The 18,406-nt window shown below is 73.0% G+C and carries 18 protein-coding genes; 6 read left to right on the forward strand and 12 right to left on the reverse strand.

The genetic code is table 11. From position 1 onward, the window contains the following. Positions 1-424, forward strand: a 424-nt coding sequence (locus AB0I41_RS13215) for a response regulator transcription factor (RefSeq protein ID WP_357105959.1), incomplete at its 5' end; no start/stop codon positions are given. A 352-nt stretch (positions 425-776) separates the two neighbouring features. Here AB0I41_RS13215 and AB0I41_RS13220 read toward each other — a convergent pair. Together AB0I41_RS13220 and lipA are read right to left on the reverse strand one after the other, a co-directional pair. Then, complete coding sequence (locus AB0I41_RS13220) at positions 777-2,456, reverse strand: hypothetical protein (protein ID WP_357106242.1); 1,680 nt, start codon at positions 2,454-2,456, stop codon at positions 777-779. 167 nt (positions 2,457-2,623) lie between these two features. Beyond that, complete coding sequence (gene lipA / locus AB0I41_RS13225) at positions 2,624-3,607, reverse strand: lipoyl synthase (protein WP_357105963.1); 984 nt, start codon at positions 3,605-3,607, stop codon at positions 2,624-2,626. A 467-nt stretch (positions 3,608-4,074) separates the two neighbouring features. Between lipA and aspS the strand changes: the two genes are divergently transcribed. After that, positions 4,075-5,391 carry an aspartate--tRNA(Asn) ligase gene (gene aspS, locus AB0I41_RS13230; RefSeq protein ID WP_357105966.1) on the forward strand — a complete coding sequence of 439 codons (1,317 nt, stop codon included), beginning with the start codon at positions 4,075-4,077 and terminating at the stop codon, positions 5,389-5,391. Between the two features lie 165 nt (positions 5,392-5,556). On the opposite strand, the gene AB0I41_RS13235 is transcribed toward aspS, so the two are convergent. From AB0I41_RS13235 to AB0I41_RS13245, 3 genes are read right to left on the reverse strand one after another with little or no spacing between them, the layout of a single operon-like run. Then, the gene (locus tag AB0I41_RS13235) at positions 5,557-6,180 is read right to left on the reverse strand and encodes a TetR/AcrR family transcriptional regulator (protein WP_357105968.1); all 624 of its coding nucleotides are present in this window, start codon (positions 6,178-6,180) and stop codon (positions 5,557-5,559) included. 14 nt (positions 6,181-6,194) lie between these two features. After that, on the reverse strand, positions 6,195-6,869 hold the full coding sequence (locus AB0I41_RS13240; RefSeq protein ID WP_357105971.1) for a DUF4166 domain-containing protein: 675 nt from the start codon (positions 6,867-6,869) through the stop codon (positions 6,195-6,197). Then, positions 6,866-7,576, reverse strand: coding sequence for a hypothetical protein (locus tag AB0I41_RS13245; RefSeq protein ID WP_357105974.1), 711 nt, complete (start codon positions 7,574-7,576; stop codon positions 6,866-6,868). The genes AB0I41_RS13240 and AB0I41_RS13245 overlap by 4 nt, the downstream gene beginning before the upstream one ends. 259 nt (positions 7,577-7,835) lie before the next feature. Here AB0I41_RS13245 and AB0I41_RS13250 point away from each other — a divergent pair, with 259 nt between their 5' ends. Continuing rightward, entirely contained in the window at positions 7,836-8,858 is a 1,023-nt protein-coding gene (locus tag AB0I41_RS13250; protein WP_357105977.1) for an FUSC family protein, read from the forward strand. 90 nt (positions 8,859-8,948) lie between these two features. Here AB0I41_RS13250 and AB0I41_RS13255 read toward each other — a convergent pair whose 3' ends face one another. From AB0I41_RS13255 to AB0I41_RS13265, 3 genes are read right to left on the reverse strand one after another with little or no spacing between them, the layout of a single operon-like run. Next, a complete protein-coding gene (locus AB0I41_RS13255; RefSeq protein WP_357105980.1) occupies positions 8,949-9,341 on the reverse strand; it encodes a VOC family protein in 393 nt (130 codons plus the stop codon). A gap of 59 nt (positions 9,342-9,400) precedes the next feature. Continuing rightward, positions 9,401-10,042 carry a lipoyl(octanoyl) transferase LipB gene (gene lipB / locus AB0I41_RS13260; RefSeq protein WP_357105983.1) on the reverse strand — a complete coding sequence of 214 codons (642 nt, stop codon included), beginning with the start codon at positions 10,040-10,042 and terminating at the stop codon, positions 9,401-9,403. Positions 10,043-10,070: 28 nt separating this feature from the next. Continuing rightward, positions 10,071-11,900, reverse strand: coding sequence for a DUF2079 domain-containing protein (locus AB0I41_RS13265; RefSeq protein ID WP_357106245.1), 1,830 nt, complete (start codon positions 11,898-11,900; stop codon positions 10,071-10,073). Between the two features lie 156 nt (positions 11,901-12,056). Here AB0I41_RS13265 and AB0I41_RS13270 point away from each other — a divergent pair, with 156 nt between their 5' ends. After that, positions 12,057-12,446, forward strand: coding sequence for an SCO5389 family protein (locus AB0I41_RS13270; RefSeq protein WP_357105986.1), 390 nt, complete (start codon positions 12,057-12,059; stop codon positions 12,444-12,446). 155 nt (positions 12,447-12,601) lie between these two features. Beyond that, positions 12,602-13,804 (forward strand): PHB depolymerase family esterase, encoded by a 1,203-nt coding sequence (locus AB0I41_RS13275; protein WP_357105989.1) that lies wholly within the window; start codon positions 12,602-12,604, stop codon positions 13,802-13,804. An 11-nt stretch (positions 13,805-13,815) separates the two neighbouring features. Here the strand turns inward: AB0I41_RS13275 and AB0I41_RS13280 are convergent, their stop codons facing one another. Together AB0I41_RS13280 and AB0I41_RS13285 are read right to left on the reverse strand one after the other, a co-directional pair. Then, positions 13,816-14,715, reverse strand: coding sequence for a TIGR01777 family oxidoreductase (locus AB0I41_RS13280; protein ID WP_357105992.1), 900 nt, complete (start codon positions 14,713-14,715; stop codon positions 13,816-13,818). Positions 14,716-14,769: 54 nt separating this feature from the next. Further along, on the reverse strand, positions 14,770-15,783 hold the full coding sequence (locus tag AB0I41_RS13285) for an aldo/keto reductase (protein ID WP_357105995.1): 1,014 nt from the start codon (positions 15,781-15,783) through the stop codon (positions 14,770-14,772). Positions 15,784-15,837: 54 nt separating this feature from the next. Here AB0I41_RS13285 and AB0I41_RS13290 point away from each other — a divergent pair, with 54 nt between their 5' ends. Then, positions 15,838-16,185, forward strand: a complete 348-nt coding sequence (locus AB0I41_RS13290; protein WP_357105997.1) for a MerR family transcriptional regulator — start codon at positions 15,838-15,840, stop codon at positions 16,183-16,185. A gap of 126 nt (positions 16,186-16,311) precedes the next feature. Here AB0I41_RS13290 and AB0I41_RS13295 read toward each other — a convergent pair whose 3' ends face one another. Continuing rightward, complete coding sequence (locus AB0I41_RS13295; RefSeq protein ID WP_357106000.1) at positions 16,312-16,860, reverse strand: hypothetical protein; 549 nt, start codon at positions 16,858-16,860, stop codon at positions 16,312-16,314. 98 nt (positions 16,861-16,958) lie between these two features. Further along, the gene (locus AB0I41_RS13300) at positions 16,959-18,383 is read right to left on the reverse strand and encodes an AAA family ATPase (protein ID WP_357106003.1); all 1,425 of its coding nucleotides are present in this window, start codon (positions 18,381-18,383) and stop codon (positions 16,959-16,961) included. Positions 18,384-18,406: the final 23 nt, after the last annotated feature.

Raw genomic sequence — 18,406 nt, forward strand, 5'->3', positions numbered from 1 at the left:
GGCGTGGCGGGCCGACGGCCAGCCGTACCCGCTGGGCCGGGCGCTGCTGGCGCTGGCCGAGGCGGCCGCCGCGGCGGGGGAGCGGGACGAGGTCGCCGAGGCGCTGGCCGAGGCCGCCGGGATCGCGAAGCGGTTGGCCGCGGCCCCGCTGGCCGAGCAGGCCGCCACCCTGGCCCGCCGGGTGGGCCTGCGCGGGGCGACCCGGGGCCGCCCCGGGGTGGACCTGCTCACCTCCCGGGAGCGGGAGGTGCTGCGGCTGGTCGCCGAGGGGCACAGCAACAGCCGGATCGCCGAGCAGTTGTTCATCTCGCCGAAGACCGCCAGCGTCCACGTCTCGCGGATCATCGCCAAGCTGGACGTCACCAACCGCGTCGAGGCCGCCGCCCTCGCCCACCGCCTGAACCTCCTCAACCCCCCGCGTTGACCCCCTCACCCCCCACCTCCCACCCCCCCACCCCCCTCGTCCTTTCGCGCACTTTCACGGAAAGAGTGGTTATTCCGGCCCGTGAGGCCACTCTTTCCGTGAAAGTGCGCGCCCGGGACCGCGCCCGTGGACCGCGCCCGTGGCCAGCGCGAGCCGTGCCACCGCGCGGGGCGGCATGGCGCCGATCCCGCCAGGCCGACAGCCCGGCCAGCGCCAGCAGCACCGGCAGGGCCGCCGCCCACCAGAGCTGCCAGGTCGCGTACTGGCCCGGGGAGCAGAGGCCCGTGCCCAGCGCCGGCCCGAGCACCAGCCCGCCGTGCACCCGGTCCGTTGGGGCCGCCGTCGGCACGCCTCAGCCGCGGGGGCGGTAGATCCGCCAGCCCTCCACCGTGACCACGTCCAGCTTGCCCGGGTCCGGGCCCAGGCGCTGGTCGAGGCGGGCGGCGAGCGGTGACCCGGCCGGTGCGACCCAGGCCGGGGCGGCGGCGCGCTCCACGGCTCGGCGGTAAGCCGGGTAGCGGTCGAAGCCCGGGCGCAGCTCGTCGTCGACCACCGCGCAGACCACGTCCTCCCCGCTGCCGAAGGTGAGCCGGTTGCACGTCCAGTAGCCGCCGCGCACGTGGCGTACGCCCAACTCGCGGAGGGTGTCGACCAGCGCGCGGTGCCGGGCGGCCTCGGCGTGGGTGGCCGGCACGGTGCGGATCGCGGCGGCCGTGGCCGCGGCGGCGGTGCCCAGCAGGGCGGCCAGCGCGACGGTCGCGGCGACCGGGGTCGCGCCGGTGCGCTGCCGCGCAGCCGCCCAGAGCGGCCAGAGCAGGGCCGGGGTGGCGATCGTCAGGCAGGAGAGGTAGCGGGCGCTTTCCACCGGGGTCCGCCCGGCCGCGCTGCTGATCGTGTACGCCCCGAGCACCGCCGCCGCTGCGAGTACCAACGCGAGGCGCACCCCCGCCCGTGCCCGCCGCTCGTCTGCGCCCGCCGCCGGCTCGTCGCTCTCGGCCCCGGCGACCGACGGTGCGGCCACCCTGAGGGTGCCCGCAGGTCGCCTGCCGCGTTCCTCCTCAGCCGATCCTGAACAGTTGTCGGCTGTGGCGAACGGTAACTGTCCAAGATCCGCCGACGCCGACGCCGACGCCGGGAGGGGTGAGCGGAGGGTGCGCCAGGCGGTCAGCGCGGCGAGGACCAGCAGCACCGGCAGCGCGAGGGCCCACCAGAGCTGCCCGGGGGAGCAGTGGCTCGGTGCGCAGAAGCCCATGCCGAGCGGCGGCCCCAGGACCAGCCCGCCATGCAGCCGCTCGCCCCAGCCGGTCGTCGCGTCCCCGCCGCTGGCCGCGAGGACGGCCGCGAGCGGGTTGCGCCCGTGCCGCACGCTGTCCAGCAGCATCGGCGCGGCCCCGAGCAGCAGCGCCGCGCCCACCATCAGCCCGGCCCGGCCGGCCAGTTCCCGCCGCCGCCATGCGACGAGCACCGCCCCGGTCGCGACGATGTACGGCAGCAGCAGCGGGTCGACCCAGATCATCAGCCCGGAGAGCAGCCCCCAGGCCGCCCAGCGGGGCAGCCGGGCGCCCGGCTGGCCGGCGCAGAGGTGGAGGGTGAGCAGGGCGAGCGCCGCGCCGGCCGGGTTCAGCTCGGGATAACCGCCCGCGGCGATCATCTGGTTCTTGACGATCCGGTCGGAACCGAGCGCGAAGAGGCCGACGACCACCAGGGCGAACCACCGGCCCCCGCCGAGTCGCCGGGTCAGCCGCCACACCAGGATGAGGAAGAGCGCGTAGAGCGCGAGGCTGGGCACCCGCAGCGCGAGCACCGACGGCCCGGCCAGCGCCATGATCGGCGCGGCCAGGTAAGCCTCCAGCGTGCCCATGTACGCCTGCCCGTAGAACCAGACCGGGAAGTGCCGCCCCTGGGCGATGTGCAGCGCGGCCAACCCCATGGTGGCCTCGTCGCTGTTTGTCGTCGGCGCGTCGTGCAGCAGCAGCCACAGCCGGTACCCGACCCCGGCCAGCACCGCGAGCGCGGTCAGCGCCGCGGGCAGGGGCGTCCCCCGCCCCGGCCCGTACGCCCCGGACGCGGCCCGACCGGCACGTTCCCTCACACAGGGAGTAACGGCCCGGGCCGCGTACCGCCGTGGTCAGGTGCCGACCAGGTCACCCGGCCGGCGCGTCACGGCCCGGCGCGCCGCGGCTGGCGCGCCGGGAACGCTCAGGTGGTGACGCCCTCGCGGGCCTCCAGGGCCTGCCGGTAGAGCCGCCCGGCCCGGTACGACGAGCGCACCAGCGGCCCGCTCATCACGCCGGCGAAGCCGATCTCCTCGGCCTCCTCGCGCAGCTCGACGAACTCCTCCGGCTTGACCCAGCGGGTCACCGGGTGGTGCCGGGGAGAGGGGCGCAGGTACTGGGTGATGGTGATCAGCTCGCAGCCCGCCTCGTGCAGGTCGCGCAGCGCCTGGGAGACCTCGGCCCGCTCCTCGCCCATGCCCAGGATCAGGTTGCTCTTGGTGACCAGGCCGTCGGCGCGGGCCTGGCGGATCACGTCCAGCGAACGCTCGTAGCGGAACGCCGGCCGGATCCGCTTGAAGATCCGCGGCACGGTCTCGACGTTGTGCGCCAGCACCTCGGGGCGCGAGCTGAACACCTCGGCGAGCTGCTCGGGGACCGCGTTGAAGTCGGGGATCAGCAGCTCGACGCCGCAGCCGGACTGCAGGGCGTGGATCTGGCGGACGGTCTCGGCGTAGAGCCAGGCGCCGCCGTCGGGCAGGTCGTCGCGGGCGACACCGGTGATGGTGGCGTAGCGCAGCCCCATCGCGGCGACCGACTCGGCGACCCGGCGCGGCTCGTCGGCGTCGAACTCGGCCGGCTTGCCCGTGTCGATCTGGCAGAAGTCGCAGCGCCGGGTGCACTGGTCGCCGCCGATGAGGAAGGTGGCCTCGCGGTCCTCCCAGCATTCGTAGATGTTGGGGCAGCCGGCCTCCTGGCAGACGGTGTGCAGCCCCTCGCGCGAGACCAGGCCGCGCAGCTGGGTGTACTCCGGGCCCATCTTGGCCTTGACCTTGATCCACGGCGGCTTGCGCTCGATCGGCGTCTCGGCGTTGCGGGCCTCGATCCGCAGCAGCCGCCGCCCCTCAGGTGCGGCGGTCGCGGTACGACTGGCCTGCTCGGTCGTCGGCGTGGAGTGCTCGATCGTCACGAAAACGAGCCTACGCCCGACGGTGGCGGTCGATGAACCGCGGGCGACCGGCGTCACGCCGCAGATGTTGTGACACCGGACACCGGAGGCCGGAAAAACGACGTCACACCCGTCCCGGACGGGGTGCTAGCGTCTGCGGCAGAGCTGTGACGGAGCCGAGTAGGGCCCCGACCCGCCAGTGCAGAGAGCCGCCGGTTGCTGGAAGGCGGTCTGGCGCCGGGGTGCGAAGACCCTCCCGAGCTGCGGGAAGAACGGCGTGTGTGTAAGGAAGGGCCCCTTCTTGACGCTTCCGGTCGAGGAAGGCCCCTGTTGACACCCGCCCAGTAGAGCCCGCCCGGCTGGCCCCGGTGAAAAGGCGACGAACGAGGCCCCCGTTCGCGGGGGCGAAGGTGTGGTGGCACCGCGAGGTTCCCGCTCGCCCACACCTCCCGGGGATCGCGTTGCGATTGATCGAGGAGGTAACCGCCGTGCAACGCATCCTTTCCACCCAGCTCCCCGCCCATGTCGGCCGTACCGTCAAGATCGCCGGCTGGGTGCACCGCCGCCGGCTGCTCAAGTCGGTGGCCTTCCTGATCGTGCGGGACGCCGCCGGCCTGACCCAGGTGGTGGTCAGCGACCCCGCCGTTCGCGCGGCCGTCGAGTCGCTGCCGGAGGAGACCGTCGTCGAGGTCGTCGGCACGGTGGTCGCACAGCGCGGATCCGCCGCTCCCGAGGTCGCGGCGGCCACCGCCCCCGCCGGGGTCGAGCTCGCCGACCCGACGGTACGACCGCTCGGCCCGCCCGCCGTGCCGCCGCCGTTCGACCTGTACCGGCCGGCGCTCACCGCTGCCCTGCCCACCCAGCTCGACCACGCGCCCACCGCGCTGCGGCACCCGACCCGCTCGGCGGCGCTGCGGATCTCGGCGGCGGCGGTGGCCGGCTTCCGGGCCACCCTCGACGCCCGCGACTTCGTGGAGATCCACACCCCGAAGGTGGTCGGTTCGTCCACCGAGAGCGGGGCGAACGTCTTCGCGCTGGACTGGTTCGGGCGGCCCGCGTACCTGGCGCAGTCGCCGCAGTTCTACAAGCAGCTGATGGTGGGCGTCTTTGAGCGGGTGTACGAGGTCGGGCCGGTGTTCCGGGCCGAGCCGCACGACACCGTCCGGCATTTGGCCCAGTACACCTCGCTCGACGTGGAGCTGGGCTTCGTCGCCGACCACCGGGACGTGATGGCCGTGCTGCGGGAGACCCTGGCCGGGATGCTGTCCGGCGTCGCGGGGCGGGCCGGCGGGGCGGTGGCGGCCCTCGGCCTCGACCTGCCGGAGGTGCCCGCCGAGATCCCGGCCGTGCACTTCACCGAGGCGCTGGCGATCGCCGGCGCGCCGGCCGACGAGCCGGACCTCGCCCCCGCGCACGAGCGGGCGCTGGGGGAGTGGGCGCGGCGGGAGCACGGTTCGGATTTCCTCTTCGTCACCGGGTACCCGATGGCGAAGCGGCCCTTCTACACCCATCCGGACCCGCAGCGGCCGGCGTACTCCAACGGCTTCGACCTGCTCTTCCGGGGGCTGGAGCTGGTCACCGGCGGGCAGCGGCTGCACCGGTACGACGACTACCTGGCGGCGCTGGCCGCGCGCGGCGAGCCGGTCGAGCCGTACGCCGGCTACCTGGACGCGTTCCGGCACGGGATGCCGCCGCACGGCGGCTTCGCCATCGGCCTGGAACGCTTCGTCGCCCGCCTGACCGGCGCGGCCAACGTCCGCGAGGTCACCGCCTTCCCCCGCGACCTCCACCGCCTCACCCCCTGACCCGTTACCGGCCCCGCCTCGCCCCGGCCCGCCCTCGCCCCCGGCCCTCGGTTGATCATGAAGTTGTTGTCATCGTCTGCGGCGTGTCTGGGCAGTAACTTCATGATCACCGGGCCGGGCCGGGCCGGGGTGGGGTGGGGTGGGGTGGGGTGGGGTGGGGTGGGGTCAGGATTTGGGGCGGAGTCTGGTGTGGAGGGTGCGCCGGGCGAGCGGGCCGAGCTCCTCGACGACGTCGATGAGGACGGCGAGGCGTTCCAGGGCGTCGAACGCGTCGCGGGCGCCCGCCGGATCGACGCCCTCGAAGAGTTCCAGGCCGATGAACGCGGCGGAGATCGCGCGGGCCAGCCCGGCCGGGTCGGCGACCGGGGCGACCGGCGAGTCGCGCAGCAGCCTGCGCAGCACCCTCTCGATCTCGGCCGTCCACAGCCGCAGCGCGGCCCCCGTCGCCTCGGCGAGCCGCGCGTCGGTCTGCGCCCCGGCGAGCAGCTGCGCCAGCACCGCCACGTTGCCCGCCGAGCGTTCCTGCTCGTGCAGCGCGCGCCCGAGGTCGAGCAGTTCGCGCAGCGACCCCACGGTGGAGAAGTGGTCCCGGTAGACCGCGACCCGGGCCGTCGTCGCGCTGCGGCAGGCCTCGGCGAGCAGTTCGTCGACGGTGCCGAAGTGGTAGAAGACCAGGGCCTGGTTGACCCCCGCGGCCGCCGCGATGGTGCGGGCCGAGGTGCCGGCGATGCCGTGGGACCGGATCGCCGCGAGCGCCCCGTCGATCAGCTTCTGCCGGGTGCCGGCCATGGGGATCCTCTCCGTCAGTCCCGGGGATTCTCCCGCAGCGGCCGCACCGAGGCGGGCACCGGTGCCCCGCCCGGCGGCACGTAGCGCACCGTGAAGCTGCCCGCGTACCCGAACAGCGGCCCGAAGCGGCGGTTGGTGACCCGTACCTCGATGCCGAACCGCCCGGTCCGGTCGTCGTACCACTCCCGCAGGCTGGCCTCGCCGGTGAGCGCCGGCGGGCAGGCCAGCCCGCCGCGGAAGCGCTGGGCGCCGCTGCGGATCGTCAGCGCGCCGGCGGCGTCGACGCCGAGGTGCAGGTCGACCGCGAGGTGCTGGTGGGTACCCAGGTAGTCGACCAGGACCCCGCGCTGCGGGTTCCAGACCATCGTGGCGTCGAACCGGCGGCGGCGGTGCGCCGCGACCTCGAAGGTACGCACGAAGCTCAGCGTGGGGCGGCGGTACGAGTCGGTGTAGGCGTAGTTCTCGATGGTGAACGGCACGCCGGTGCCGGTCTCCGGGAACAGCACGTGCCGCAGGGTGCCCAGCCGCAGGAACGGCGCGGTGAAGGCGGCGCCGCGCCAGACGCGGTCCATCACCCCGGTGCCCACGCAGCCCACGTCGGTGCGGCCGTCGACGCCGAAACGGCGCCGCAACTGCGGGTGCAGCCGGTCGAAGTCGGCGCCCAGGGCGCGCTGGAAGACGGAGGTCACAGCTGCTCCACCACCGAGGGCGCCCGGGCGGCCAGGCGGTCCGGTGGCCGGCGCCGGCAGCGACGGGCGGCCGGGGTGTGCGGGCCGGGCGGCAGCGCCAGCGCCAGCACCGACGCGGCGAGCAGCGTGACGGCCACGGCGCCGCGCCCCTCGGTGAGCCGGGCGGCCAGCGCGCCGGCGCCGGTCACGGCCAGCGTCCGCAGGGCCACCTCCCGCCAGGCGTGCCGCCGGGCGCGTTCCGGCGGTACGCCCCGTTCCAGCCAGAGCCGTAGCCGGTCGAACGACCACGCGGTCGCCCAGCCGAACAGCGGGCGGAACGAGAGGTCCGCCAGCCGGCCCGCCGGCCCCCAGCGCGGGGTGTACGTGTAGCCGGTCAGGAACCGCACGCCGTCCGGCCCCGGCAGGTAGCGCCAGTAGCCGGACCCGGTGGCGATCAGCGAGCGCGGGTCGTCGGAGCCGAAGCGCAGCGCCGAGGTACGGGTGCCGTCCGGCCGGCTCCGCTCGCCCGCGTGTACGCCGTGGCCGCCGACCCGTACGCCGGGCAGCACGGTGGTGGCGTACCTGAATCGGGCCGGCGTGCTGCCCGGCACCGGGTCGATCCGGCCGAACCGCGCGTCCCACCGCCGGTGGGACGCGGGGTCCTGCGTGGCCTGCCAGACCCGCTCCAGCGGGGCGTCGATCAGCGTCTCCACGTATATGCCCGGCATCCCGGTCCCCATTCTTGAGCGGTCGCTCAACAGACGGTACCGACGTTTGAGCGACCGCTCAATCCCTCGGGTGGGGGAGCTGCCCGCCACCGGAGCCGGTTCGGTGTCAGGACGGGCCGTGCGGGTCCCCGGCGGGGGTCGGGCGGTCGGGTCGGCCTCGGCGGTCCGCCGTACCCGCGCCGGCGGGCGAGGTATGAAGAAGCGGTCTGCCCGAGGCGCGTCCCGAACGTCCTCGGGGAGCCGGGCGCGGAGGAGGGCAATGGCCGAGCAACTCCGGGCTATGGTGCGGGCCCTGCTGCACCTGCGCCACGAGCGGGGCGCCCACCGGGTCGCGCTGCGGGCCGGTGTGAGCGTCCTCGTTCCGCTGCTCGCGTCCCTCGCGGTCCACCGCCCCGACTGGTCGGTGTACGCCGCGTTCGGCGCCTTCACCTCGCTCTACGGGCGCAACCATGTGCACCTGTCCCGCGCGGTGATGCAGGCCAGCGCCGGGGTGGCGCTCACCCTGTCGGTGATCCTCGGGGTGCTGGTCGGCTGCCTGGAGTCGCGCGCCTGGGTCGCGGTGCCGGTGGCGGCGGTGGTGGCGGCGCTGGGCGCCGTGCTCGGCGCCGCGCAGGACTGGCACCCGCCGGGACCACTGTTCCTCATCTTCGGCTTCGGTGCCGTGGCCTCGGCCCCGCACGTCCTCTCCGACGTGCCGGTCGCGGCGGCCGTGGCGGGGCTCAGCAGCCTGTTCGCGCTGGCCGTCGGCAATGTCGGCAGCTTCTTCCTGCGCCGGCAGAAGAGCAAACCGGCCCGGCTCAGGCACGTCTGGAGCGGGGAGCCGGCGCGCTACGCCCTCGCCGTGGTGCTGGCCGGGGGCACGGCGACCGCCGTCGGGATCGGCCACCCGTACTGGGCCATGGTGGCGGCGGTCGCGCCGCTCAGTGCCCAGGGCGTCACCGCCCAGCTGGTGCGGGCCGGGCACCGGATCATCGGCACGCTGCTCGGGCTGCTGACCAGCGCGGCACTGCTCGCGCCGAAGCTGTCACCGGTCGCCGTCGTGCTGGTGGTGGCGGCGCTCCAGATCGTCACCGAGCTCCTGGTCGGGCGCAACTACGGGCTGGCGCTGTTGTTCATCACGCCGATGGCCCTGCTGATCGGCCAGCTCGCGGTGACCCGCCCGGCGGGAGCGTTGCTCTTCGACCGGGGGGTCGAGACGGTGATCGGAGCCGGCATCGGCGGGGCGATCGTGATGTGCCAACCCTGGCTCCGGCGCCGCCGCGCCGACCGCTCGCCGGGGTAGCCGGAGCCGATCCCGCGAACGGCCGATACCGACTCCGGGCGAGGTCGCGGTGTCCGGCCGGGCGCGGCACCGGTTCTGCCGCGTGCTCGCCTAGGCGGGGCCGAGCAGGTCCCACCGGTTGCCGGCGAGGTCGAGGAAGACGGCGACCCGCCCGTACGGCTCGGTGCGCGGGGGCTTCACGAACTCGACACCCGCGTCGACCATCCGCCGGTGGACCGCGTCGAAGTCGTCGACCTGGAGGAAGAAGCCGACCCGGCCGGCGACCTGGTCGCCGACCGCGCGTGCCTGGCGCTCCCCGTCGGCGCGGGCCAGTAGCAGGCCGGTTCCGCCGCCGGGCGGGCGCACCACGACCCAGCGCTTGGGGCGCCCGTCGTTGGTCAGCGACGGGAGGTCCTCGACCAGGTCGAAGCCGAGCACCTCGGTGAAGAAGGCGATCGCCGGGTCGTACTCGGCGACGACCAGGGTGACGAGATCTATCCGCACCTCGACGAGGGTAGGCGGTGGGCCGGCAGCTCGGCGAGGCGGTGCCGGCAATGCTCGGGTCAGACCTCGACGAGGGTGGGCAGGCGGCGCTCGACCACCGGGAGCACGTCGGCGACGGTCACCGGGCGGCCCAGCTCGGCGGTGAGCGAGGTGACCCCCGCGTCCCGGATGCCGCAGGGCACGATCCGGTCGAAGTACGTCAGGTCGCAGTCGCAGTTGATCGAGAAGCCGTGCAGGGTCACCCCACGGGCCACCCGGATGCCGATGGCGGCCACCTTGCGGGCCGGGCCGCGGTCGTCCTCGGGCACCCAGACGCCGCTGCGCCCCTCGATCCGGCCGGCGGCCAGCCCGAACTCGGCGCAGACGTCGATCAGCAGCTGCTCGGTGCGGCGCACGTAGGCGACCACGTCCACCGGGTCGGGCAGGCGCAGGATCGGGTAGCCGACGAGCTGGCCCGGCCCGTGCCAGGTGATCTTGCCGCCGCGGTCCACGTCGACGACCGGGGTGCCGTCCATCGGCCGGTCCCACGGCTCGGTGCGCTTGCCGGCGGTGTAGACGCTCGGGTGCTCCAGCAGCAGCGCGGTGTCGCCGCGCTCACCGGCCACCACCGACTCGTGCAGCCGGCGCTGCTCGTCCCAGGCGGCCTGGTAGTCGAGCACGCCGGCGCGGACGGCCGTCAGGCCGGAAGTCGTCGCGGTCACCCCTCCAGCCTAGACCCGCCGCCGGCTGTCACCGAGGGTGAGCCTCGTCGCGTTCGGCGGCGGGGACCTCCCAGAGCCAGACGTCGTCGACGCGCCGCGGGGGGCCGAGGAGGGCCGTCGCGGTGCGGCGCAGGGCGTCCTCGTCGAGGTCGTACTTCGACCCGTGCACCTGGTCCGGCAGCACCACCGCCTCGACGCCCCAGTAGCGCAGGTCGGCCAGGGACAGCTGGATGCTGCCCTCGGTGACGATCGGCGCCAGGCCGGTCCGGCCGGCCTGGTCCATCAGCGAGTCGAAGGTGCGCGGCGGCGGGCCGATCCGGCCCCGGCCGTCCGGGCCGCCGGGGCCGAGGAAGAAGCCGGACGGGATGCGGAACTCGCCCTGCCGGTGGGCCAGCGCGTACGCCTGCCAGCGCTGCCCGTCCGGGGTCACGTCCAGGGTCAGGGGCAGCGGGGTGAGCACCCCGCCGGGCGTGACGTGCTCCCGCCACGTCCCGGCGGTGATGAACGCCGGCACCGGCGGCCGGGCGCTGGTCAGCAGCGGCACGGGCACCAGCGGCAGCAGCGCCACCGCGAAGCCGAGGCCCCAGGCCACCGCCACGCCCCGCCGCCGGGGCGGGCAGGCCCGGAGCTGGTCGACCGTGTACGCCAGCAGCACGCCGATCACCGGCGCGACCACCAGCGCCAGCCGGGACGGCAGCGCGGCGTTGACCACCGGCAGGTTGTCCAGCACGCCGAACGGCAGCAGCTGCCCGGTGCGCCGCCCGTCCCACTTGGCCAGCGGCCCCCAGGACAGCACCGAGAAAAGCACGGCGGTGACGCCCAGCGCGGCCAGCGTGGCCCGGCGGGCCGGAGCCGCGCGCCACCACAGCGCCACGAAGCAGCCGACGGCGAGCAGCAGCAGCGGCAGCCCGAAGAACGAGTTCTCCTCGGTCGGGTTGGGCGCCAGCGCGGTGCCCAGCCCGGCCGCGCCGGCCAGCGACCGTTGCGGGTACGCCCCGAACGCGGCGATGTCCTCGGAGTGGATCAGCGGGTCGAAACCGGTGCCGTGGAAGCGCTGCGGGCCGGCGAAGTGCAGCCACAGCGGGTACGCCAACAGCACCCCCGCCACCAGCGCGGTGACGCCCAGCCCGCGCAGGAAGGTGGGCAGCGCCGCCCGCGCCTCGGCCCGGCGGGCCGGGTGCAGCGCCCAGACGGCGAGGAAGACCGCGAGTGCCAGCGCGGTGAAGAAGAGCCCCTCGGCGGCGATGGAGAAGGCGACCGCGACCAGCAGGCCGAGCACGATCCCCCCGCGCAGCCAGCGCCCGGGCCGGCGCAGCGCGAACACCCTCCAGGCGAGCAGCGGGACCAGCCAGCCGGCGGTCCAGTTCAGGTGGGCGTTGGCGTGCGAGACCATGCCGGGGGAGTAGGCGACGAACAGCGCCCCGACGCCGGCGGCCAGCCGGCTGCGGACCAGGTGCCGGGAGAGCAGCCAGTACCAGGCCAGCGCGGTGGCGACCAGGTTGAGGGTGAGGATCACCAGGAACGTCGCCGGCGGCCCGATCAGGTACGTCAGCGGGGCGAAGATCGCCGCGTAGACGGTGATCGAGGTGTTGACCGCGAGGTTCACCCCGTCCGGAGCGTTGATCAGGTGGGTGTAGAGCGGGTTCTCCCCGTGGGTCAGCGCGTGCCCGCCGAAGGCGAGCAGCCACTCGAAGAGCGCCTGGTCGCTGGAGTTGACCGTGATCGCCTGGGTGTTCGGGTCGCGCCACAGGCCGCTGGTGACCCAGACGGCCAGCGCCACGGCGATCAGCGCCACGAGCAGGTCGGCCCGGCGGCCCCGGCCGGTGGCGGGCGCTGCGGGCGGCTGGTCGGCGGCCAGGGGCGGGGAGGTCGGCACGGAGCGGACGTTACCAACCGGACCTGGACACGCCGGGCCGGACACGAAACCTTGCTTCCTTGATGGAAATGACTTCCAATTGCAGAAGTCGCGCCATCGCGTGAGTTCGCGTGTCAGTGCGCAGATCGGAGGAGCACCATGTCTCTCGATGTACCCGCCGCCCTGCTGGAGCGGGCCGAAGCCGGCCGGGTGGACGACGAGGAGTTCGTCGACTGCGTCCGGCGGTCCCTGCCGTACGCCTGGTCGGTGGTCGCCGACGTTGCCGCGCGCGCGGCCGACGGTGGCCGGGTGGCCGAGCACGCCGTGCCGCCGCCGTCGGAGGGCGCGCGCGGGCAGTTGCTGCGCGCGCTGGCCAGCGACGCCATCCGCGGCGGCCTGGAGCGGCACTTCGGCGTGACGCTGGCCTTCCAGAACTGCCACCGGGTGGCCGCCTTCCCGCCGGCGCTGGTTGGCGGTGACGCCCACCGGCGGTTCGTCTCGCCGCTGGCGCAGATCCGCAACCAGAGCCCGGAACTGCGCAACTGCTGACGGTCGGGTCGGGGGTCCGCCGATGCGGGCCCCCGACCGCTACATCGGCGGCGACGAATGTGTGAGCGGCGGCCATGTCGCCGGCTTGAAACACGGACGTAACGTCTCGGCAACTCGGGGGTGACCCAGTTCACACGCCGCAACAGGAGGTCGCCGTGCACCGTTCCCCATCCGTCCTCGCCCGACTCGCCGGGGCGCTGGCCGGGGCCGTCGTCGCCGCGGCCGCCCTGGTCGCGGTCGCCGTGCCCGCCCAGGCCGCCACGCTGACCCAGGTCACCGGCTTCGGCTCGAACCCCGGCAACCTCGCCATGTACGCCTACCGCCCGGACGGGCTGCCGGCCAACGCGCCGGCCGTGGTGCTGCTGCACGGCTGCACCCAGAACGCCTCCGGCTACTTCGCCAACTCCGGCTGGCAGAAGTACGCCGACCTGTGGAAGTTCGCCCTGATCGTGCCGCAGCAGTCGTCGGCCAACAACGCCAGCTCCTGCTTCAACTGGTTCGAGATCGGGGACACCACTCGCGGCCAGGGCGAGGCGCTGTCGATCAAGCAGATGGTCGACTACGCCAGGACCAGCTACAGCGTCGACCCCAGCCGGATCTTCGTCAGCGGCCTCTCCGCCGGCGGGGCGATGAGCGCCGTCATGCTGGCGACGTACCCCGACGTCCTCGCCGCCGGCTCGGTCATCGCGGGCCTGCCCTACCGCTGCGCCACCAGCACCACCACCGCGTACTCCTGCATGAACCCGGGCGTCGACAAGACTCCGGCGCAGTGGGGCGACCTGGTCCGGGGTGCCTACTCCGGGTACGCCGGGCGGCGTCCCCGAGTGGCGATCTGGCACGGCACCTCGGACACCACCGTGGTGCCGATGAACGCCACCGAGTCCCGCGACCAGTGGACCAACGTGCTCGGCGTGTCGCAGAGCCCGACCAGCACGGCGTCACTGCCCGGCGGCACCAGTCTGGAGGGGTACGGCAACGACGCCGTCCGGCTCTACCGGGTCTCCGGGATGGGACACGGCACCCCGGTCGACCCGGGCTCGGCCGCCGACCAGTGCGGCACCGCGACCTCGTACTTCCTGGACACCATCTGCTCGGCCTACCGGGACGCGCTCTTCTTCGGCCTCGACGGCGGCGTCACGCCCAGCCCGACGGCCTCACCGAGCCCCACGCCGACGCCGACCGCCACCCCGACCTGCGTCACCGCCAGCAACTACGCCCACGTGACGGCCGGTCGCGCCTACCAGTCCGGCGGCTACGCCTACGCCCTCGGCAGCAACCAGCGGATGGGCCTCTACAACACCTACTACACCAGCACCCTCAAGCAGACCGCCCCCTCCTACTGGGTAATCGGCTGCTGACCCACAAGGGGTCAGTCCGTGAGGGCGGCGTGCAGGGCGGTGGGCAGGGTGGGGTGGGTGTAGGTGAAGGTGGCTCTGCTCAGCACGGCGGGGAGGACCCGGGCGCTGGTCAGGGCCTCCTGGGCGAAGCCGCCCAGGGCGACCTTGAGGGCCAGGGCGGGGATCGGCATGATCGCCGGGCGGTGGAGTTGGCGGGCCAGCTCTCTGGTGAACTCGGCGTTGGTGACCGGGGCCGGGCCGACCACGTTGACCGGGCCGCCGATGTCGTCCCGGTCGAGCAGGAACACGACCGCGTCCAGCCAGTCGCACATCGAGATCCACGGCAGCCACTGCCGGCCGCTGCCCAGCTTCCCGGCGATGCCCAGCTTGAACGGCAGCAGTTGCGGCTTCAGCAGCCCGCCGTCGCGGTGCAGCGGCAGCCCGGTCCGCAGCCGCACCACCCGTACCCCGGCGTCCTCGGCCGGCCGGGTCGCGGCCTCCCACACCCGGCAGACGTCGGCCAGGAATCCCTCGCCGGCCGGGGCGTCCTCCTCGACCACCCGGTCGCCGGTGTTGCCGTACCAGCCGACGGCGGAGGAGTTGAGCAGCGCCGTCGGCCGGTCGGCGGGCGGTAGCCCGGCGATGGTGATGGCGAGGGTGGTCGTGGTGTCCACCCGGCTCGTCCGGATCAGCTGCTTGTAGGCGTCGTTCCAGCGCTTGTCGCCGACACCGGCGCCGGCCAGGTTGACCACCGCGTCCGCCTCGGCCACCACGGCCGGGTCGAGCTGCGCGGCGGACGGGTTCCACTGCCGCTCGTCGGGGGTGCGCGGCGGCCGTCGCACCAGCCGGGTGATCTGGTGCCCGTCGGCGGTGAGGCGGTCGACCAGCCGGGTGCCGAGGAAGCCGGACGCGCCGGCCATGAGGATCCGCATGCTCATATCTTCGGGTACGGGCGCGGATCCGGATGCGTTCGGCCGGTTTGCGGATCAGCCGACCGGCGCCGGGCGCAGGTCGCCGAGGAGGCGTTCCACCTCGGCGAACGCCTCGGCGGGCAGCGCGCCGAGGGCGAGGGTGCCGAAGTTCTCCTCGGCCTGGGCGACGGTGCGGCAGCCGGGGATGGGCACCGTCCGGGGGCTGCGGGCCAGCAGCCAGCCCAGCGCGCCCTGGGCGAGGGTACGACCGTCCGAGGTGAGCACCTCCCGGATCTGCTCGACCCGGGCGACCCACGTCGGGGTGGGCACGCCGTCGGTGAACCAGACCAGCCACTCCGGGGCCACCCCGCGCACGTCGTCGGCGCCCCGGGCGCCCGCGGTCCGCTCCTGGTACCTGCGGGTGAGCAGGCCCATCGCGAGCGGGCCCCGGTTCAGGCTGGCCAGGTCGAGCGCGTCGCAGACGGCGAACATCCCGGCGTTGTCCAGGAACACCGACTCGTCGTGCTGGATCGCGGCGCAGTGCGGACCGGCCTCGGCGAACGCGCGCGCCGACGCCGGGTTGTCGGTGCTCCACCCGTACGCCCGGATCTTGCCCTGGGTGACCAGGCCCTCCAGGGTGTCGACCAGGTCGAGCGCGGCGGGCGCCGGCAGGGCGTTGATGTGCAACTGGTAGAGGTCCACGTGGTCGGTGCCGAGCCGGCGCAGCGACTCCTCCAGGCTGGCCACCGCGTACGCCGGGCTGCCGTCCTCGCCGGTCCACCGGCGGGTCCGCTCGTCCGAGCGGTTGCCGAACTTGGTGGCGATCACCGCCCGGTCGCGGCGACCGCCGAGGGCCCGGCCGAGGACCCGCTCGCTGTGCCCGGCGCCGTAGTTGCTGGCCGTGTCGAAGAGGGTGACGCCGAGGTCGAGTGCCCGGTGGATGGTGCGCACCGACTCGTTGTCGTCCACCTCGCCCCAGCCGAACGGCTCTCCGCGCTCGCCCCACAGCGGCCCGCCGATCGCCCAGCACCCCATGCCGAGCGCGCTGACCTCGATCCCGCTGCGACCCAGTGTCCGTGTCATCGTCATGCGTCCAGCCTTCAACCTGGAGCGCGCTCCAGGTCAACCGCTAGCATCCGCAGGATGTACGCGCCCTCGGAGGCCGCGCGACGCAGCGGCTTCAGCCTCGACACCCTGCGCTACTACGAGAAGATCGGCCTGCTCGCCGACGTCGGCCGCACCTCCGGCGGCCGCCGGGTCTTCACCGACGACGACCTGAGCTGGCTGCTGCTGTTCCGCTGCCTGCGCGACACGGGCATGCCGATCGCCGAGATGTGCCGCTACGCCGCCCTCGCCCGGGAGGGGGAGCACACCGCCGACGACCGGCAGGCCCTGCTGGAACGGCACGCGGAACGGGTCGAGGAGCAGATGCGCCTGCTCCAACGCCAGTACGACCACCTGCGCGAGAAGATCCGCTTCTACGAGACGTGAAGCGGGGCCTGGCGCCGCCCGGTAAGGACGACGGTCGGGGTATCGCCCAGCCGAGGAACCGGTCGAAGAGTTGGGTCGGCAGCATCAGGATGACCTTGAGCCTCACGTTCACGGCTGACCGCGTCATCATGCCTCGCAAGAGCGCCAACGCTTGGCTACCGCGTCAATATCGCTGATCAGGTGGCTCCAGCCTTCGAGCCGGACGACAGCACCATCGGGGTTCAGCCGTTCCAGCAGCTGACGGCGGTGCTGGTTGAAGCGCTTCGCCACTGCCTCTCGCCGGCGACCGGTCTCGTCAGATGCTTTGAGCAAGCAGGTACGGAGTACCTCCTTGGGATCGGCGATCGACTCCACCTCGTGAGGCTTCGGCAAGCCCAGGTTCATACGTCCGCGGGGATTGCCCGCTACGTGGCGAATCGCAGCTTCATCGAGCAGCAGCCACGCTTCCGTCATCCGGATCGGGATGACGGGCACCAGCTCGGCGTTCCCGCCGATGGTGCGAACAGCCGTCTCGATTTCCTGTCGTCTGGCGTGGCGGCCGGCATTGTCGGCGTCACGGTGTACGACGACCAGGTCAACGGAGGTGCCGACGAGCTTGAGACCCGCATCGACGCGAGAGCGAACGTCCTTCGCAACCTTGCCGAGCAGCGAGAAGTCTGGCTTGCTCAGGTGCACTGTGGTCCCGAGCTCGAAGAACAGAGCCTCAATGAGGTCCGCGAGGGGGAGATCGGAACTGCCTTCTGAGACAAAGAGTCCCGAGTATGACCGCATGCTTACTCAGCCAGATCCAACGGAAGCCTCAACTGCGCTCCGGGTGGTGCAGCCAGGTAGGCGATTACGTCTGCCATCGAAAAGGTGGGGCGGCCAGTGGCCCGCCAAGTGTCCTTGAACGGCAGAAGGGACAACGACCGGGTCAATCTTCCACCTCCCGCAGCCCGTGGACGGACGTCGGCCAAGAGTAAGTCGGCCGGGTCGCAGAGCTGCACCACCCAAGGGGAGTGGGTGTTGACGATGACCTGCCGGAAGGGATTCGTCTCGCCAGGCGCATCTCTTGGGTCCACCGCAAGGTCACGCACCAACTGCAACATCGCGGGAAGATTCGCGGGATGGATGCCGTTTTCCGGCTCTTCCATGCAGATCAAACCGGTGAAACTGGGGTCTTCGAGCAGCACACAGAGCGCGAGGAATCGCAGAGTTCCTTCCGATAGCGCCCGTGCGGGCAGCCGGAGGTCGCCCCGCTCCTCAAGGAAGAGCGTGAACACTTCGCGGACTTGGTCCAGTTCAACTACGACGCCCTCAACGCCCACACCCACCAGGTCGGACAGCCTGCCAGCCACTCGCGCGTAGACCGCATCGGGATCGCTCTTGTGGTGCTCTCCTCCGGATTCGTTCGCAATCCGATAGAGGGTGGCTGCTAGATGTCGGCCGTCCGACGCCAGCGATCGGGCATCCGAGAATCCGTCTGGCGCGCGGAGAGCGGAGGGCTCAAGTGCAAGCCGGCGCCAGCTCTGCATCTCGCGACGGGCGGCCAAGATGGTCGGGTAGTCATTTGTTGTAACGGTACTGAGCACGGTACGACCGGCGCGGGAGGCAGCTCTGGGCTGAGGTTTACCCCGGCTGCCACCGTCACCGTGAACGTTGATGACCGTGCCAGTTTCTCGGTGCTCGGTCGACAAGAACGGGCCGCCGCGACGCTCACCTCTCACCACGGCACTGCGGAACCTTGCTGCGCTGTGGGGAAAGCGGAGGTGACGAGCCGCTTCACCACGCGTGATGTGCCGCAGTTCCTCGCCTTGGAGGCTCAGTCGACCGATGCTGCCTTCCTTCACAGGCGGCTCGAAACCGAGAATCACCTCGTAGCGAAGGAAGGTGGTGCTCGCCTCGGCTGGCGTCCCAAGATCGTCCTCAACTTGGGCGGGCACAATCATCTCTGCGGCGAGCTTGATCCGGTGCTGATGGTCCCGGTAGCCGTCCCAGAACAGGTCCCTTGGATCCCCACCTCGAAGGCCCGAGGACCCGCGGACGCGTTGGGATGCCTCAACGAGGGTGTCACTGGCCAGGTAAGAGAGGAATTCGATGGCGTCGAAGATGTTCGACTTGCCCATACCGTTGGCCCCGGCGATGCAGGTGAACGGCCCGAACTCGATCTCGACGTCGAGGAGGTTCTTGAATCCCTGCACCTCCAGCCGCGTCAGCATGGAGAGAGCTTAGCCAGGTAGAG

Source organism: Micromonospora sp. NPDC050200 (assembly GCF_040656135.1).
In the GTDB taxonomy this organism is placed as follows: domain Bacteria; phylum Actinomycetota; class Actinomycetes; order Mycobacteriales; family Micromonosporaceae; genus Micromonospora.

What these genes read in the sequence shown, in the direction of transcription:
- AB0I41_RS13235 (WP_357105968.1), bottom strand. Translation starts at nt 6,180, where the DNA reads ATGGCCGGCACCCGGCAGAAGCTGATCGACGGGGCGCTCGCGGCGATC.
- AB0I41_RS13245 (WP_357105974.1), bottom strand. Translation starts at nt 7,576, where the DNA reads ATGCCGGGCATATACGTGGAGACGCTGATCGACGCCCCGCTGGAGCGG.
- AB0I41_RS13250 (WP_357105977.1), top strand. Translation starts at nt 7,836, where the DNA reads ATGGCCGAGCAACTCCGGGCTATGGTGCGGGCCCTGCTGCACCTGCGC.
- AB0I41_RS13270 (WP_357105986.1), top strand. Translation starts at nt 12,057, where the DNA reads ATGTCTCTCGATGTACCCGCCGCCCTGCTGGAGCGGGCCGAAGCCGGC.
- AB0I41_RS13280 (WP_357105992.1), bottom strand. Translation starts at nt 14,715, where the DNA reads ATGCGGATCCTCATGGCCGGCGCGTCCGGCTTCCTCGGCACCCGGCTG.
- AB0I41_RS13285 (WP_357105995.1), bottom strand. Translation starts at nt 15,783, where the DNA reads ATGACGATGACACGGACACTGGGTCGCAGCGGGATCGAGGTCAGCGCG.
- AB0I41_RS13290 (WP_357105997.1), top strand. Translation starts at nt 15,838, where the DNA reads ATGTACGCGCCCTCGGAGGCCGCGCGACGCAGCGGCTTCAGCCTCGAC.
- AB0I41_RS13300 (WP_357106003.1), bottom strand. Translation starts at nt 18,383, where the DNA reads ATGCTGACGCGGCTGGAGGTGCAGGGATTCAAGAACCTCCTCGACGTC.